We start from the raw sequence: 13,296 nt of genomic DNA, 5'->3' as shown, positions 1-13,296 counted from the left end.
CGCCACGGCCGCCACGGCCGCCACGGCCGCCACGGCCGCCACGCCCGCCACGGCCGCCCCGGCCGGCCCGAGCGGCGACCGGACGAGCGGCCTGGTCGAGCTGGAGCTGCGCACCGGCGTCCAGGTGCACACGGCCTTCGAACCGCACGCCTGCGTCGCCGACTGGAGCGACCCGCAGCACCTGCGGGTGTGGCTGAGCACGCAGGGTGTCGACCTCATGCGCACCGAGATCGCCAGCCACTTCGACCTCGACCCTGCCGAGGTCGAGGTCGTCGCCGAGTACGTGGGTGGCGGGTTCGGGGCGAAGCTGAGCCTCACCATGGAGGCCGTCGGTGCCATCTCGCTCAGCCGCATCGCCCGCCGTCCGGTGAAGCTCGTGCTCGACCGGCACGAGGAGCTGACCGGCACGGGCAACCGGCCCGGCAGCCGCAGCCGGGTCTCGCTGCTCGTCGACGAGCGGTCGCACGCGGTCAAGGCCCTCACGGTCGACACCGACAGCCATGCCGGCGTCGCCGTCGGCAACAGCGTCGCGGCGCTCGCCATGCTGATGTACGACCGCACGCCGCGGCTCGCACGCGACGTCGACGTCGTGACCAACGCACCGCCCGGCGCACCCTTCCGAGGACCGGGCGGCCCGACGAGTGCCTGGGCGCTGGAGCAGACGGTCGACGAGGTCGCGCACCGCACGGGCCGCGACCCGATCGCGCTGCGGGCCCAGTGGGACGGCAACCAGAAGCGCCAGGCCCTCTACCGGTGGGCGAGCGCCCTGCCGACCTGGCAGCAGCGGCCGGTGACCGGCAGCGCGTCGGGGCGGTTCCGGCGCGGTGTCGGCGTGGCGACGGGCAACTGGATCTACCTCGTCGACCCCGACTGCGAGGTCGTCGTGACCGTCGCCCGAGGGCGTCTCGTCGCCTCGACCGCCTCGCAGGACATGGGAACCGGCAGTCGCACCGTCGTCGCCCGTGCCGTGGCAGGGGTCTTCGGCGTCGACCCCACGGAGGTCGAGGTGCGGTTTGGGCGCTCCCACGCCGGAACGACCCACGGCCCCGCGTCGGGCGGCAGCCGCACGACGGTCTCGCTGTGGTCGGCCGCCGTCGAGGCCGCGACCAGCCTGCGCGACCGGGTGGGCCGCGACCTGGGCGCAGCACCCGACGGAGCATCCGCAACGGCGAAGCGAGGCGGCGACCGTGGCCTGCGCGCCGTCCCGATCACGATGAACGGGATCCAGGTCGGCCGCGGCTTCTCGGCAGCCCTCCACGTCAGCGAGGTCGAGGTCGACACCCGCACCGGGCGCACGCGCGTGCTGCGCGTGCACGGCGGCATCGCCGTCGGCCGCATCCACGCCCCGGTGCTCGCCCGGAGCCAGTGCGAGGGGTCGATCATCCAGGGCATCGGCCTCGCCCTCTACGAGAACCAGGTGCTCGACCCGCACACCGGGCTCACCCTGACCGCCAACCTCGAGGACTACCGCATCCCGCAGCTCGGCGACACCCCAGAGATCGACATCCACTTCCACGAGGACGGGTGGGACCGCGTGCCCGGCGGCGGCGTGGGCCTCGGCGAGGTGGCGACGATCAGCCCGGCCGCATCGGTGGGCAACGCCATCTTCAACGCGACGGGCTGGCGTCCGCTCACGCTGCCCGTCCGGCCCGACCGGGTCCTCGCGGGACTCCGGACGGTGGTGGCCCGATGAGCGTCACGATCCTCACGGCATACGACGAGCGCCCTGAAGGCAGAGACGATTTCGTCTACCGGGCCGGTGGCACGGACCTGCAGGAGCGGCTGCGCACGAGCGGCGCGACGCCGCACGTCCTCGACCTCACCGGCATCCCCGGGTTCGCCGGAATCGAGCGCAGCGAGGCCGGCACGACCATCGGCGCCGGCACCACGGTCGCGACCCTCGCGCGCGAGCTCGCCGACGACTACCCGGCGCTCGCGCTGACGGCGGGCGGCCTGGCGACCCCGCAGGTGCGGGCGATGGCCACGATCGGCGGCAACCTGCTCCAGCGCACCCGCTGCTGGTACTTCCGCCACCCCCACACCTCGTGCTTCAAGTCCGGCGGCGACAGCTGCCCCGCGCGCGACGGGCGCCACCTCTACGGAAACGTCTTCGACACCGCACCGTGCGTCCACCCGCACCCGTCCTCCCTCGCGATGGCCCTGCTGACGTATGCCGCCGGCGTCGACACGACGAAGCGTGACGGACTGTCCGTGGGTGACCTTCTGGGCGACGGGTCCGACCCGAGCCGCGACCACCTGCTGGCCGCCGACGAGGTGCTGACGAGTGTGGTGCTCCCGCCCCCGGTCGCTGGTGAGCGCGCGGCCTACTACCGCGCCATCAGCCGCTTCGAGGCGGAGTGGCCGCTCGTCGAGGCGGTCTGCCGTGTCGTGCGCGACGCCGACGGACGGGTGTCGGAGTGTGGTCTCGCGATCGGCGGGGTCGCACCGACTCCGTTGCGGCTCAACGCCGCCGAAGGCATCCTCGTCGGCTCGCTGCTCGACGACGACGCGATCGGCGCCGCAGCCGCCGCCGCGACCGAGGGCGTGAGCCCCCTTCCCGAGACGGGCTACAAGGTCGAGCTCGTCGCCGGTGTGGTCCGCGAGGTGCTGGAGCGCGTCAGCGGGTAGGGAGGGGGCAGGTCCGGAGCGGGAGGGCAAGGCGTGGCGCGAGCGGGGCAGGGCGGACGGTCGGTCGACAGGGCCCGGCTCGGCGCGTGGCTGCTCAAGTGCAACCCGGCCCTGTGGGACCTGCAGGCGCTCCTCGACTCGGGCCGTCAGCGGCTCACGTCCTGGGCGGTGCACCCGAGCTACCGCACCCGGCTGGTGGCGCCGGGCGACCGTGTCGTCTTCTGGGTGTCCGGCGACGGCCGCGACGGGCTGACCCGCGGCGTGTGGGGCCTGGGCCACACCGTCAGCGAGGTGGAGCCCTGGGTCGAGACGAGCCAGGGGTTGTGGCGCACCGCCGCCGCCTCGCACGCGGTGCGTGAGCGGGTCGAGATCGACGTGCGGCTGCTCGACACGCCGGTCGCCGACACCGAGCTCCGAGCCGCCGGTGTCGACGACCTCGAGGTGCAGCGGCAGCCGTTCATGTCCAACCCGTCGTGGGTGTCGCGCGAGCAGCTGGCCGCGCTGGAACCCCTGCTTCCCGACTGGCCGGCGCTGAGCGACAGGGCGTCGGCGTGAGGGTGCTCGTCCTCTCCGACACGCACAGCCCGCGCCGGTGGACGGCCTGCCCACCCGCCCTGCTGCCCGAGCTCGAGCGTGCCGACGTCGTCCTGCACGCCGGTGACGTCTGCACGCCCGACGTGCTCGACCTGCTGGCGACGCACGCCCCGGTCCACGTCGTCATGGGCAACAACGACGTGCCGGAGGTGGCCGAGTGGGGCGCGCCCGAGACGCTGGAGGTCGAGCTCGCGGGAGTGCGCGTGGGCATGATCCACGACAGCGGCCAGAAGCAGGGGCGGGGCGCCCGGCTGCGCCGGCTCTTCCCGACCGCCGACCTCGTCGTCTTCGGGCACTCGCACATCCCGCTCGACGAGACCGCCGACGGCCTGCGCATCCTCAACCCCGGCTCGCCCACCGACCGCCGCCGCCAGCCCGCCGGCACCTACGCGGTGCTCGACCTGCGCGACGGCGCCGTCGTCGAGGCTCGCATCCACGAGCTGCCGCGCTGACGGGCGTCGTCGTCCCGAGCCCTACCAGCCCCAGGAGCCGGGCCCACCCTTGAACGGGCCGACGACCCGGTCGGTGATCCAGCCGCCGTAGAAGCCGCCCTCCTGCGGACGCACCCGCTGGCCGTCGACGCGGCACTCGTCGACGAGGGCGGGCATGACGGCCACGTGACCGAGCAGGACGGCATACGCGGGCGCCGGGTCCGGGTAGTGCCAGGCGGCGCGCGCGGCGCGTCGGTCGCCGGCCACGAGGTCGAACCACGACGCCTGCCCCTTCCACTCGCAGTGCGTGTGGCCCTCGGCCGGCTGGAGCGCGTCCTCGGCGAAGGCGTCGCGCGGCAGGTAGTAGGTCGGCGGGTGGCTGGTCTCGAGCAGCCGCAGTGCCGCACGGGTCGAGGCGACGACCTCGCCGCCCAGCACGACCTCGACGAGCTCGTCGGTCGGCTCGACCGAGGGCGGGCGAGGGTAGTCCCAGACCGACTCCTGGCCCGGGCCGGTCGGCAGCGGGACCGGCCTGCTCATCGGCTCATCTCCCCTGACCCGCAGATCTCCTCGAGCCCGGTCGCCAGCCGGTCGACGTCGTCGGCGTTCGTGTACGGCGCGAGCCCCATCCGCAGGCCACCGCCGGCGCCGAGCCCGAGGTGGTGGCTGCACTCCCACGCGTAGAAGCTGCCCGCGGGCGCGTTGACGCCGCGCCCGGCGAGCGCGTCACGCAGCTGCTGTGGGTCGTGGCCGTCGACGGTGACGAGCAGCGTCGGGGTGCGGCGCTTCGCGTTGCTGTATGCCGTCAGGCCGGGGATCGCGCGCAGCCGCGCTTCCAGCCCGGCGAGCAGGGCGTCCTCGTGCCGCTCGAGGGCGGCGAAGGACGCGACGAGCCGGTCGCGGCGCGGGGCCGAGGGGTCGGGCTGGGCCAGGTCGGCGAGGAAGTCGACGGCGGCGGTCGTGCCGGCGAGCAGCTCGTACGGCAGCGTCCCGAGCTCGAACCGCTCCGGGACGGCGTCGGACGACGGGACGAGCTTGGCGGGGTGCAGGGTCTCGAGCAGCGCGGGCGAGGCTGCGAGCACGCCGAGGTGCGGTCCGAGGAACTTGTAGGGCGAGCACACCCAGAGATCCGCACCGGTGGCGCCGAGGTCGGTGCTCACGTGGGCCGTGGCGTGCACGCCGTCTACCCAGAGCAGGGCGCCGGCCGCGTGCACCACGTCGGCGATGGCGGGCAGGTCGGGTCGGGTGCCGATGAGGTTCGACGCCGCGGTGACGGCGACGAGGCGCGTGCGGTCGTTGACCACAGCGGTGAAGGCGCTGGGATCGAGCTCGCCCGTGGCAGCGTCGAACTCGGCCCACCGGACCGTCGCACCCCGCGCCTCGGCCGCCAGCACCCACGGGCGCACGTTGGCGTCGTGGTCGAGCCGGCTGACGACGACCTCGTCGCCGGGGCCCCAGTCCTGCGAGATCGTGCGCGCGAGGTGGAAGGTCAGCTCGGTCGCCGACCGGCCGAACACGATGCCGGCCGGGTCCGCGGCCAGCAGGTCGCCCATCGCGGCCCGCGCGGCGACGACGATGCGGTCGGCACGACGCTCCGCAGGAGTCACGCTGCCGCGGTTCGAGATGGCGGACGTCATCGTCGTGACGACGGCGGTGGCCACGGCGTCGGGCACCTGCGACCCGCCGGGTCCGTCGAAGTGGGCCGCCCCTTCGCGCAACGCCGGGAAGTGCCAGCGGATGCGCTCGACGTCGTAGCCCGTGGCGGGCGAGGCTTCGGTGCCGTGGGATGCCATGGGCTCCATCCTCGCCCATCGGTTCCCGGCGCCGACGGGAACGGGCGTTCGGGCCCCGAGCGGCCCCCGGGCGTCCTACCGTCGGAAGCGGGGTGGTCGCAGCTGTCGCACCGTCCCGCCCTGCAACGTGAGGGGTGCCCGTGGCCCGTCCTCTGCTCCTCGTCGTGGATCCCGACCTCGACGCGCTCGCGCGCACCGAGGGTGAGCTCGCCCGCCGGTTCGGTGCGGACTTCCGGGTGCGCGGCGAGTCCGACGGCTCCGTCGCGCTGGAACAGCTCCGGCTGGCGGCCGGACGGGGCGACCCGGTGGCGCTCGTGCTGGCCGACCCGTGGCTGCCGGACGTCAGCGGTGCCGAGCTGCTGCGCTCGGTGCGCACCCTCCACCCCGACGCCGCCCGCGCCCTGCTCGTGCCCTGGGGCGCGTGGGCCGACCGCCGCACGGCTGATGAGATCCTGCGCGGGATGTCGCACGGTGACATCAACTACTACGTGCTCGAGCCGTGGAGCTCACCCGACGAGCTCTTCTGTCGCACGGTGTCGGAGTTCGTGCAGGTGTGGTCGCGCACGGTCGAGAACCGGCGCCGCGAGGTCGTGGTCGTGGGTGCCGCCCGTGACCCTCGCGGCCACGCCGTGCGAAGCCTGCTGACCCGCAACGGGATCCCGCACGCGTACCTCGACCGGGGAACTCCTGAGGCGGTCGCGGTGCTCCGCTCCGTCGACGCGCCTGACCCGGCGGCCGCCGACGGGCCGCTCGTCATCTGGCTGGCCGCGCTCGGTGGCCGCGTGCTGCTGGACCCGAGCGACGTCGAGATCTGCCGGGCCTGGGGCATCGGGACCGACCTCGGCGGCGGTGACAGCGGCGAGGACGAGGTGCGCGACGTCGACCTGCTCGTGGTCGGTGCCGGACCGGCCGGCCTCGCGGCCGCCGTCTACGGCTCGTCGGAGGGTCTGTCGGTCGTCTGCGTCGAGGAGCAGGCGCTCGGCGGGCAGGCCGGCACGAGCTCGCTGATCCGCAACTACCTGGGTTTCTCGCGGGGCCTGTCCGGGGCCGAGCTCGCCCAGCGCGGCTTCCAGCAGGCGTGGGTGTTCGGCGCCCGGTTCGTGCTGACCCGCCGCGTCACCGCCGTCCAGCCTGACGGGCGGCCCGAGGGCGGCGCCGGGGCGCCCCGGTTCCGCGCCACCGTCTCGGACGTCGGAGATGTGCGCGCCCGGGCGGTCCTGCTCGCCACCGGTGTGGCCTACCGCCGCCTCGGCGTGCCGTCGCTCGAGGCGCTGAGCGGGTCGGGCGTCTACTACGGCGCGAACGTCTCCGAGGCGCACGGCCTCGCCGGCGCGCACACCGTCATCGTCGGCGGCGGCAACTCTGCCGGCCAGGCGGCCCTGCACCTGCAGCGGTATGCCGCCGACGTGACCCTCGTGGTCCGCACCCCCGACCTGTCGTCGACGATGTCGCGCTACCTCATCGACGAGATCGAGGCGTCGCCGACGATCACGGTCGTCCCGAACGCCGAGGTGGTCGACGGCGGCGGCGACGGCTGGCTGTCCGAGGTCGTCGTCGCCGACCGCACGTCCGGGGAGCGGCGCACCGTCCCGGCCGACGGCCTCTTCGTGATGATCGGTGCGCAGCCGCACACGTCGTGGCTGCCCGACTCCGTCGTGCGCGACCGTTGGGGCTTCGTCCTCACCGGGGCCGACGTGCGGGAGGCGGGGGCCTGGTCGCTCGAACGGCCGCCGTGCGCGCACGAGACGGCACTGCCGGGCCTCTTCGCAGTCGGGGACGTGCGGTCGGGATCGGTCAAGCGCGTCGCCTCGGCGGTCGGTGAGGGTTCCGTCGTGGTGTCGGAGGTGCACCAGTACCTCGCGCTCACGAAGGCCGAGAGCCGTGGCTGAGCACGCGGCGGGCGGCCCGCGCGCACCGACCCCGACGGGGACGGCCGCCACGGCAGCTGCCGCCGGGCGGTCCCGCCGGGTCCTGCTCGGCGCGGCCGTCCTCGCCCTCCCGCTCGTCGGTCTCGGCGTGCTGCGGGTGTCCGACGGTCTGGACCACCAGTGGCAGCACGACTCGACGCACTTCTGGCTGGTGCTCGGCGCCGCCCTGCTGAGCGCCGTGACGGCATACGGCACGGGAGCGGCGGCGGTGCGGCGCGGCGACGTGCGCGTCATGTACGTCTCGCTCGCCTTCCTGTCGTCGGCGGGCTTCCTGGGCCTGCACGCCCTCGCGACGCCGCACATGCTGCTCGAGACCCCTTCGGCCGGCTTCAACGTCGCCACCCCCGTCGGCATCGCGATCGGCTCCCTCTTCGCCGTCGCGTCGGTGCGCGACGTCGACGCCTCCCGGGCGGCCGCTGCGATGCGGCAGGCACGGCTGCTGCGCGCCGCCCTCCTTTTCGTCATGGTCGCGTGGGGAGCCTTGTCACTGTCGAGGCTGCCGCCGTTCGGCGCGGGACCGGGCCTCGCGCCGACCGCACCGCTGATGGTCGTGGTGGCCGTCGTCGCCGTCGTGCTCTACGCGCTCGCTGCGGTCACCTACGTACGTCTCTGGGGACGGCGCGGGGGCCTGCTGCCTGCCGCGATGGCGGCGTCGATGGTGCTGCTCGCCGAGGCGATGGTCGCGATCGTGCTCGCCCCGAACTGGCGCTACTCGTGGTGGGAGTGGCACGTGCTGATGCTCGTCGCCTTCGTCCTCGTCGCCTGGGGGGCCCAGCAGTCATGGCACGAGGAGCGCTACGCCGACCTCTACACGGCCGACACCCTCGCCGGGAAGCGCGAGATGACGATCCTCTTCGCCGACCTCAAGGGCTTCACGACCTTCTCCGAGGCGCACGACGCGGCGGAGGTGACCGACATGCTCAACGCGTACTTCTCCGTCGCGATCCCGGCCGTCGTCAGACGCCACGGCGGCACGGTCGACCGGCTCATCGGCGACGCGATCATGGCGACCTTCAACCGGCTCGGCGACCAGCCCGACCACGCGCGCCGCGCTGCGCAGGCGGGACTGGACCTCCAGGTCGAGACGGCCCGGATCGCGGACGCGCACCCAGGCTGGCCGCGGTTCCGCGTCGGCATCAACAGCGGCGAGGTGCTCGTCAGTGTGCTCGGCGGTGAGGGCGGCCGCACGCACACGGTCATCGGCGATGCCGTCAACGTGGCCTCGCGCATCGAGGGGCAGGCTCCCGTCGGTGGCGTCGCCGTCACCGCCGACACCGTGGCGCTCCTGCCGGGCGCGGTCGTCGAACCGCTCGGGCCGCTCGACCTCAAGGGCAAGGGCGAGCCCGTCGAGGCCTTCGTGCTGCAGGCGCTCGGCGGCGACGTGTCCTGACCTTGCCGCATCGCCGCCCGTCCCCAGCCGCCGGCGCTCGACCCGGCCCGCGGACGGTGTGTCGGTCGCAGCCGGATCCGACGACGGCTCATGTGCATCGCAGGGCATGTGTGACGGGGTGCTCTCTCGATCGGTCAGGGGGTGACGCGGCCCTTCTCGAAGAGCCGAGGGATGCGGTGGTTCGCGACGATCCGGTCGTCCGGGTCGTACGCCGAGCGGATTCCCTTGAGCTGCAACCACGCCGAGTCCCCGTACGCGGTTCGGGCGTCAACCTCGGTCTCGGTGAAGTTGAGGTAGCTGCGGCCGTTCGACCACGGCTCGAGGGACCCGGTCAGCTGCCGCGCGTCCAGCTGTCCCTGCGCGGCCATCTCGGGCGTGGCCGCGATGGCGCACGCGAAGACCGCGTACGCCGCGTCGATCGTCGCGAGGGCACCGTGCTCCTCCGGAGCGCGACCCAGCGCTCCGCCGAGCTGGCGGAACTCGGTCATGAGCAGCGAGGACGTCGAACCCGGACCGACCTGCTCGAGCACCGTGTCGATCGCGTTGTCGGGCAGCTCGCCGACGAGGGTGCCGTCCGACACCGCGGGCGTCGGGCCCTCCGGGTCCATGTGCAGGCGGGTCAGCGTCCGCGCGGGCACCCGGTCGAACGTGTCGATCTCGGGTCCGAGCCCGCGCAGCAGGGCGAGCGTCGACCGCGCCTCGGCGTCGCAGCCCAGCACGGCACCGTCGATGACGACGAGCGACCGGCCCCGCAGCGGCGCGGGGATGTCGGGCAGCGGCGGCACGTTGAGGAACCGGAAGGAGGTCGTGACGGCGTCGGGTGCCTCGGGCGCCCAGTCGGCCCAGCGACGCAGTACGCGCTCGGCCTGGTCACGGTCCCAGACGAGCATGCCGGCATACGCCGTCTCGATCGGGTAGAGGCGGAACTCGAGCGCCGTGACGACGCCGAAGTTGCCGCCACCGCCACGCAGCGCCCAGAAGAGTTCGCGGTTCTCGGTGGCATCGGCCCGCACGTGTTCGCCGTCGGCGAGGACGAGCTCGACGGCCGTGAGGCTGTTGGTGGCGAGGCCGAGCCTGCGGGCGTACCAGCCGATGCCGCCCCCGAGGCTGTAGCCGGCGATGCCGACGTCGGGCGAGCTGCCGTGCAGGGCGGCCAGCCCGTGGTCGGCAGCCGGCTCGACCGCGTCCATCCAGAGCGCGCCGCCCTCGACGCGGGCGATGCGCCGCGTCGCGTCGATGCTCACGCCGCGCATCTGCTCGGTGCGCACGACGACGACGTCGTCGAGGCCGTGCGCGACGAGCGGCCCGGCGTTGTGGCCGGTGCTCTGCGGCGCGATGCGCAGCCCGGCCGCGGCTGCGGCGCGGACCACGGCCTGCACGTCGGCGACGGTGCGGGGCCGGGCGACGGCGGCCGGTCGCTGGTCGACGGCGACGTTCCACGGCGTGCGGGCCGCGTCGTAGCCGGGATCGCCGGGGAGGTGGACGTCACCGTCGCAGAGTCCGGCGAGGCTGGTGGCCCGTCGGGCGGTGGGGGTGAGGATGGTCGTCATCTGCTTCTCCTGTTCGGGGTCGCCCCGGTGGTGGGCGCGAGTGTTCAGAGACGCGACCGGGCGCCCAGATACGTGGGGCGTGAAAGGTCCGTTTCATCCCGGCGGCGCTGTGCGCCAACCGGATCCGATGGTGTTTGGCCCCCTTGCGCGGCGAGCCTGCGTTCGGTGGCCGTCCGGGTGCATGCTGGGCGGGTGGACCACGCGACGAAGGACCCTGCCCGCGACCTGCTCCTCGACGGCTTCGGCCGCATCCGTGACGGCGTGCCCGAGGTCGTCGACGAGATCTCGACCGACGAGCTGCTCTGGCGGCCCGACCCCGACGCCAACCACATCGCGTGGCTCGTCTGGCACCTCACCCGGCAGCAGGACGACCAGGTGGCGCACCTCGCCGGTGCGGACGCGTCGGTGTGGTCCGGCGACGGCTGGGTCGAGCGTTTCGGTCTGCCCTACCCGCCCGACGCGCACGGCTGGAGCATGAGCTCGACCGACGTCGGCCGGTTCACCGTCGCCGACCCCGGTCTCTTCGCGGCCTACCAGGAGGCGGTGCACGAGCGCACCGTCACCTATGTCGACGGGCTCGACGCGACGGCATACGGCCGGGTCGTCGACCGGCACTGGGACCCCCCGGTCACCGTCGGCGTGCGGATCGTCTCGGTGCTCGACGACGCGGCGAAGCACCTCGGGCAGGCGGAGTACGTCCGCGGTCTCGTCGAGCGCCGCCGCTGACGAGGCCCGTCACACTCGGCACCCGCGAACCACCGGTCCCGCTGGCCACGTCTTCCTGGGGCTGGTGGGTCGTCCGTTGTCGCCGGGGTCGCCGGGGTCGCCGGGGCGGCCGGTGAGCAGGTGGCGTACAGCTCCCGGCACGCACGGCGGAGCACAGGTTCGCGTGTGACCATGGAGGTGATGACCACCTCCGTCCTGGATGTCCCAGCCGCCGTCGCGCCGCAGGCCGACGGCGCCGCTGCGGGTGCTGGGCGCGGGGCTCGACGGGCCCACGGGGTTCACCCGCTGACGCACCGCCGCGCCGAGGCGCTGGCGCACGAGGCGACCCGGCGTCGCCGTCTCGCGCTGATCGCCCGAGGCCGGCGTGCCCGTCTCGCCGCGACCGTGGGCGTCGTCTTCGCGCTCGCCGGCGTCAACGTCGCCAACCACGTGCTCGGGTGGGACACGATGTGGCTCGGCCCGGTGGGCGCCGCTGCTCTGCTCGTCTTCGCGCGGTGGCAGGGCCTGAGCTGGCACCAGCTCGGCCTGGCCCGCCAGACGCACGCCCGCGGCCTCCGCTGGGGCCTCGGCGTCATCGGCGTCGTCGCGCTCGTCTACCTCGCCGGCATCCTCCTGCCGTCCACGCGCACGGCCTTCCTCGACGCGCGCTACCACCTACCGCCCGCCGGGGCGCTGCTGACCGCGTTCGTGATGATCCCCGTCGGCACGATCCTGCTGGAGGAGGTCGCCTTCCGCTCCGTGCTGTGGGGCTTCCTCTCGCGCCACGCCCGCATGTGGCAGGTGCTCGTCGCCTCGTCCGTGCTCTTCGGGTTCTGGCACGTCTTCCCGGCGATGGCCTCCGCCACCGGCAACGAGGCCGTCGGCAGCGCGGTCGCCGCCCTCGGGCCCTTCGCGAAGGTCGCGGTCGTCGGGGGCACGGTCCTGTTCACGGCACTCGGTGGGGTGCTCGCCGGGGAGCTGCGCCGTCGCAGCGGCAGCCTCTTCGCGAGCGTCGGCATGCACTGGGCCACGAACTCCCTCGGCGTCCTCTTCGGCGTGCTCGCCTGGCGTCTCGCCGCCTGACCGATGGCCGCCGACGCCGACGTCCCCGACGAGTTCGACGTCTACACGGTCGTCCTGCTGCGGCGCCCGCCCGAGGCGCCCGAGCTGTCGGACGCCGAGCTCGACGCCCTCCAGGAGCGGCACCTGGCCTACCGCGCCCACCTCGCCCGTGAGGGGCTGACCGTGGCCAACGGCCCCTTCGACGAGCAGAGCGACCCCACCCACCGCGGCATGTCTGTCTTCGCGTGCGGGCCCGAGGAGGCCGCCCGGCTGAGCGACGCCGACCCTTCCGTGGTCGCCGGGCGCCTGGCGTACGACGTCATGGAGTGGTGGGTGCGCGCCGGCTCGCTCGCCTTCCCGCTCGCCGGCGGCCCGGTCGGCGAGCGTCGCCGCATGACCGAGGGCTGACCCGGCAGTGGCAGATCGGCCCCACGACCCCCTGCTCGTGCTGCTGCCGAGCCCGCTGCTCGGGCCGGCGGTGTGGACGCCGGTCGCCGAGCATCTGGGCGAAGCAGGCTGGTCCGTGGACGTATGCCGTCAGCCTCGTGGCGTCACCACGGCCGGTGACGCGCTGGCCGGCTTCCTCGAGGCCGTCCCGGCCGACCGCCCGGTCGTGCTCGTGCCGCACAGCAACGCGGGCCTCTTCGTGCCCGAGGTCGCGCGGCAGCGGCCCGTCGTCGCGACCGTCTTCGTCGACGCGGCCCTCCCACCGCCCGTGATCGCGCGCCGGAGCGCGCAGCCCGGGTCGCCACAGCCCACCGGCGACCCGACCTCACGCACGTCCAGCGGCGAGACGACGCTAGCGCCGTCCGCGTTCCTCGACTTCCTCGAGGGCCTCGCCGACGCCGAAGGGCTGCTGCCGCCCTGGACCCGGTGGTGGGCCGACACCGACGTCGACGTCCTCTTCCCCGACCAGGCCACCCGGCTGCGTGTCGAGCGAGAGGAGCAGCGCCTGCCCCTGGCGTACTTCCGGGACACGGTCGCCGTGCCGGCCGGGTGGACCGACTCGCCGAACGCGTACCTCGCCTTCGGCGACACCTACGCCGACGAGCGCCGCCTGGCCGAGCAGGAGGGCTGGCCCGTCGTCAGCCTGGGCGGCGACCACCTGCACATGCTCGTCGCGCCCGCCGAGGTGGCCGCGGCCCTGACGGCACTGCTCGCCCGGCTCGGCGTGCCCGCACCCACCGGTCCGCGGTAGGCCGCCGCCGGTCGAGG

The 13,296-nt window shown here is 74.3% G+C and carries 13 protein-coding genes; 10 read left to right on the top strand and 3 right to left on the bottom strand.

Annotated features, from left to right (window positions below; all coding sequences use genetic code 11):
* The 4 genes from ACFQ2V_RS16100 to ACFQ2V_RS16085 all read left to right on the top strand — a co-directional run.
* Positions 1 to 1,693: xanthine dehydrogenase family protein molybdopterin-binding subunit (locus ACFQ2V_RS16100; RefSeq protein WP_386053868.1), on the top strand; the 1,693-nt coding region annotated here is incomplete at its 5' end.
* The gene (locus tag ACFQ2V_RS16095) at positions 1,690 to 2,628 is read left to right on the top strand and encodes an FAD binding domain-containing protein (protein ID WP_386053867.1); all 939 of its coding nucleotides are present in this window, start codon (positions 1,690 to 1,692) and stop codon (positions 2,626 to 2,628) included. The genes ACFQ2V_RS16100 and ACFQ2V_RS16095, both read left to right, overlap by 4 nt.
* Before the next feature lie 33 nt (positions 2,629 to 2,661).
* Positions 2,662 to 3,183: an EVE domain-containing protein gene (locus tag ACFQ2V_RS16090; RefSeq protein WP_386053866.1), complete on the top strand. Its 522-nt coding sequence runs from the start codon at positions 2,662 to 2,664 to the stop codon at positions 3,181 to 3,183.
* On the top strand, positions 3,180 to 3,674 hold the full coding sequence (locus tag ACFQ2V_RS16085; RefSeq protein WP_386053865.1) for a metallophosphoesterase family protein: 495 nt from the start codon (positions 3,180 to 3,182) through the stop codon (positions 3,672 to 3,674). The genes ACFQ2V_RS16090 and ACFQ2V_RS16085 overlap by 4 nt, the downstream gene beginning before the upstream one ends.
* 21 nt (positions 3,675 to 3,695) lie before the next feature.
* Here ACFQ2V_RS16085 and ACFQ2V_RS16080 read toward each other — a convergent pair whose 3' ends face one another.
* Together ACFQ2V_RS16080 and ACFQ2V_RS16075 are read right to left on the bottom strand one after the other, a co-directional pair.
* Entirely contained in the window at positions 3,696 to 4,193 is a 498-nt protein-coding gene (locus tag ACFQ2V_RS16080; protein WP_386053864.1) for a DUF427 domain-containing protein, read from the bottom strand.
* Positions 4,190 to 5,446 carry a cysteine desulfurase-like protein gene (locus ACFQ2V_RS16075; RefSeq protein ID WP_386053863.1) on the bottom strand — a complete coding sequence of 419 codons (1,257 nt, stop codon included), beginning with the start codon at positions 5,444 to 5,446 and terminating at the stop codon, positions 4,190 to 4,192. The genes ACFQ2V_RS16080 and ACFQ2V_RS16075 overlap by 4 nt, the downstream gene beginning before the upstream one ends.
* 140 nt (positions 5,447 to 5,586) lie before the next feature.
* Here ACFQ2V_RS16075 and ACFQ2V_RS16070 point away from each other — a divergent pair, with 140 nt between their 5' ends.
* Together ACFQ2V_RS16070 and ACFQ2V_RS16065 are read left to right on the top strand one after the other, a co-directional pair.
* Positions 5,587 to 7,335, top strand: coding sequence for an FAD-dependent oxidoreductase (locus ACFQ2V_RS16070; RefSeq protein ID WP_386053862.1), 1,749 nt, complete (start codon positions 5,587 to 5,589; stop codon positions 7,333 to 7,335).
* On the top strand, positions 7,328 to 8,764 hold the full coding sequence (locus ACFQ2V_RS16065) for an adenylate/guanylate cyclase domain-containing protein (protein WP_386053861.1): 1,437 nt from the start codon (positions 7,328 to 7,330) through the stop codon (positions 8,762 to 8,764). The genes ACFQ2V_RS16070 and ACFQ2V_RS16065 overlap by 8 nt, the downstream gene beginning before the upstream one ends.
* A gap of 134 nt (positions 8,765 to 8,898) precedes the next feature.
* On the opposite strand, the gene ACFQ2V_RS16060 is transcribed toward ACFQ2V_RS16065, so the two are convergent.
* A complete protein-coding gene (locus ACFQ2V_RS16060; protein WP_386053860.1) occupies positions 8,899 to 10,314 on the bottom strand; it encodes an FAD-binding oxidoreductase in 1,416 nt (471 codons plus the stop codon).
* A 192-nt stretch (positions 10,315 to 10,506) separates the two neighbouring features.
* On the opposite strand from ACFQ2V_RS16060, the gene ACFQ2V_RS16055 reads away from it, so the two are divergent.
* From ACFQ2V_RS16055 to ACFQ2V_RS16040, 4 genes are all read left to right on the top strand, one after another.
* Positions 10,507 to 11,040, top strand: a complete 534-nt coding sequence (locus ACFQ2V_RS16055) for a mycothiol transferase (RefSeq protein ID WP_386053859.1) — start codon at positions 10,507 to 10,509, stop codon at positions 11,038 to 11,040.
* A 180-nt stretch (positions 11,041 to 11,220) separates the two neighbouring features.
* Entirely contained in the window at positions 11,221 to 12,102 is an 882-nt protein-coding gene (locus ACFQ2V_RS16050; protein ID WP_386053858.1) for a CPBP family intramembrane glutamic endopeptidase, read from the top strand.
* A 3-nt stretch (positions 12,103 to 12,105) separates the two neighbouring features.
* A complete protein-coding gene (locus ACFQ2V_RS16045; protein WP_386053857.1) occupies positions 12,106 to 12,489 on the top strand; it encodes a YciI family protein in 384 nt (127 codons plus the stop codon).
* A gap of 7 nt (positions 12,490 to 12,496) precedes the next feature.
* Positions 12,497 to 13,279: a hypothetical protein gene (locus ACFQ2V_RS16040; RefSeq protein ID WP_386053856.1), complete on the top strand. Its 783-nt coding sequence runs from the start codon at positions 12,497 to 12,499 to the stop codon at positions 13,277 to 13,279.
* Positions 13,280 to 13,296 lie beyond the last annotated feature (17 nt).

This window comes from Terrabacter terrigena (assembly GCF_042676085.1).
Classification (GTDB): Bacteria; Actinomycetota; Actinomycetes; order Actinomycetales; family Dermatophilaceae; genus Terrabacter; species Terrabacter terrigena.
This window is presented reverse-complemented; position numbering and strand designations above follow the sequence as displayed.

What these genes read in the sequence shown, in the direction of transcription:
- ACFQ2V_RS16095 (WP_386053867.1), top strand. Translation starts at nt 1,690, where the DNA reads ATGAGCGTCACGATCCTCACGGCATACGACGAGCGCCCTGAAGGCAGA.
- ACFQ2V_RS16080 (WP_386053864.1), bottom strand. Translation starts at nt 4,193, where the DNA reads ATGAGCAGGCCGGTCCCGCTGCCGACCGGCCCGGGCCAGGAGTCGGTC.
- ACFQ2V_RS16075 (WP_386053863.1), bottom strand. Translation starts at nt 5,446, where the DNA reads ATGGCATCCCACGGCACCGAAGCCTCGCCCGCCACGGGCTACGACGTC.
- ACFQ2V_RS16060 (WP_386053860.1), bottom strand. Translation starts at nt 10,314, where the DNA reads ATGACGACCATCCTCACCCCCACCGCCCGACGGGCCACCAGCCTCGCC.
- ACFQ2V_RS16050 (WP_386053858.1), top strand. Translation starts at nt 11,221, where the DNA reads ATGACCACCTCCGTCCTGGATGTCCCAGCCGCCGTCGCGCCGCAGGCC.
- ACFQ2V_RS16045 (WP_386053857.1), top strand. Translation starts at nt 12,106, where the DNA reads ATGGCCGCCGACGCCGACGTCCCCGACGAGTTCGACGTCTACACGGTC.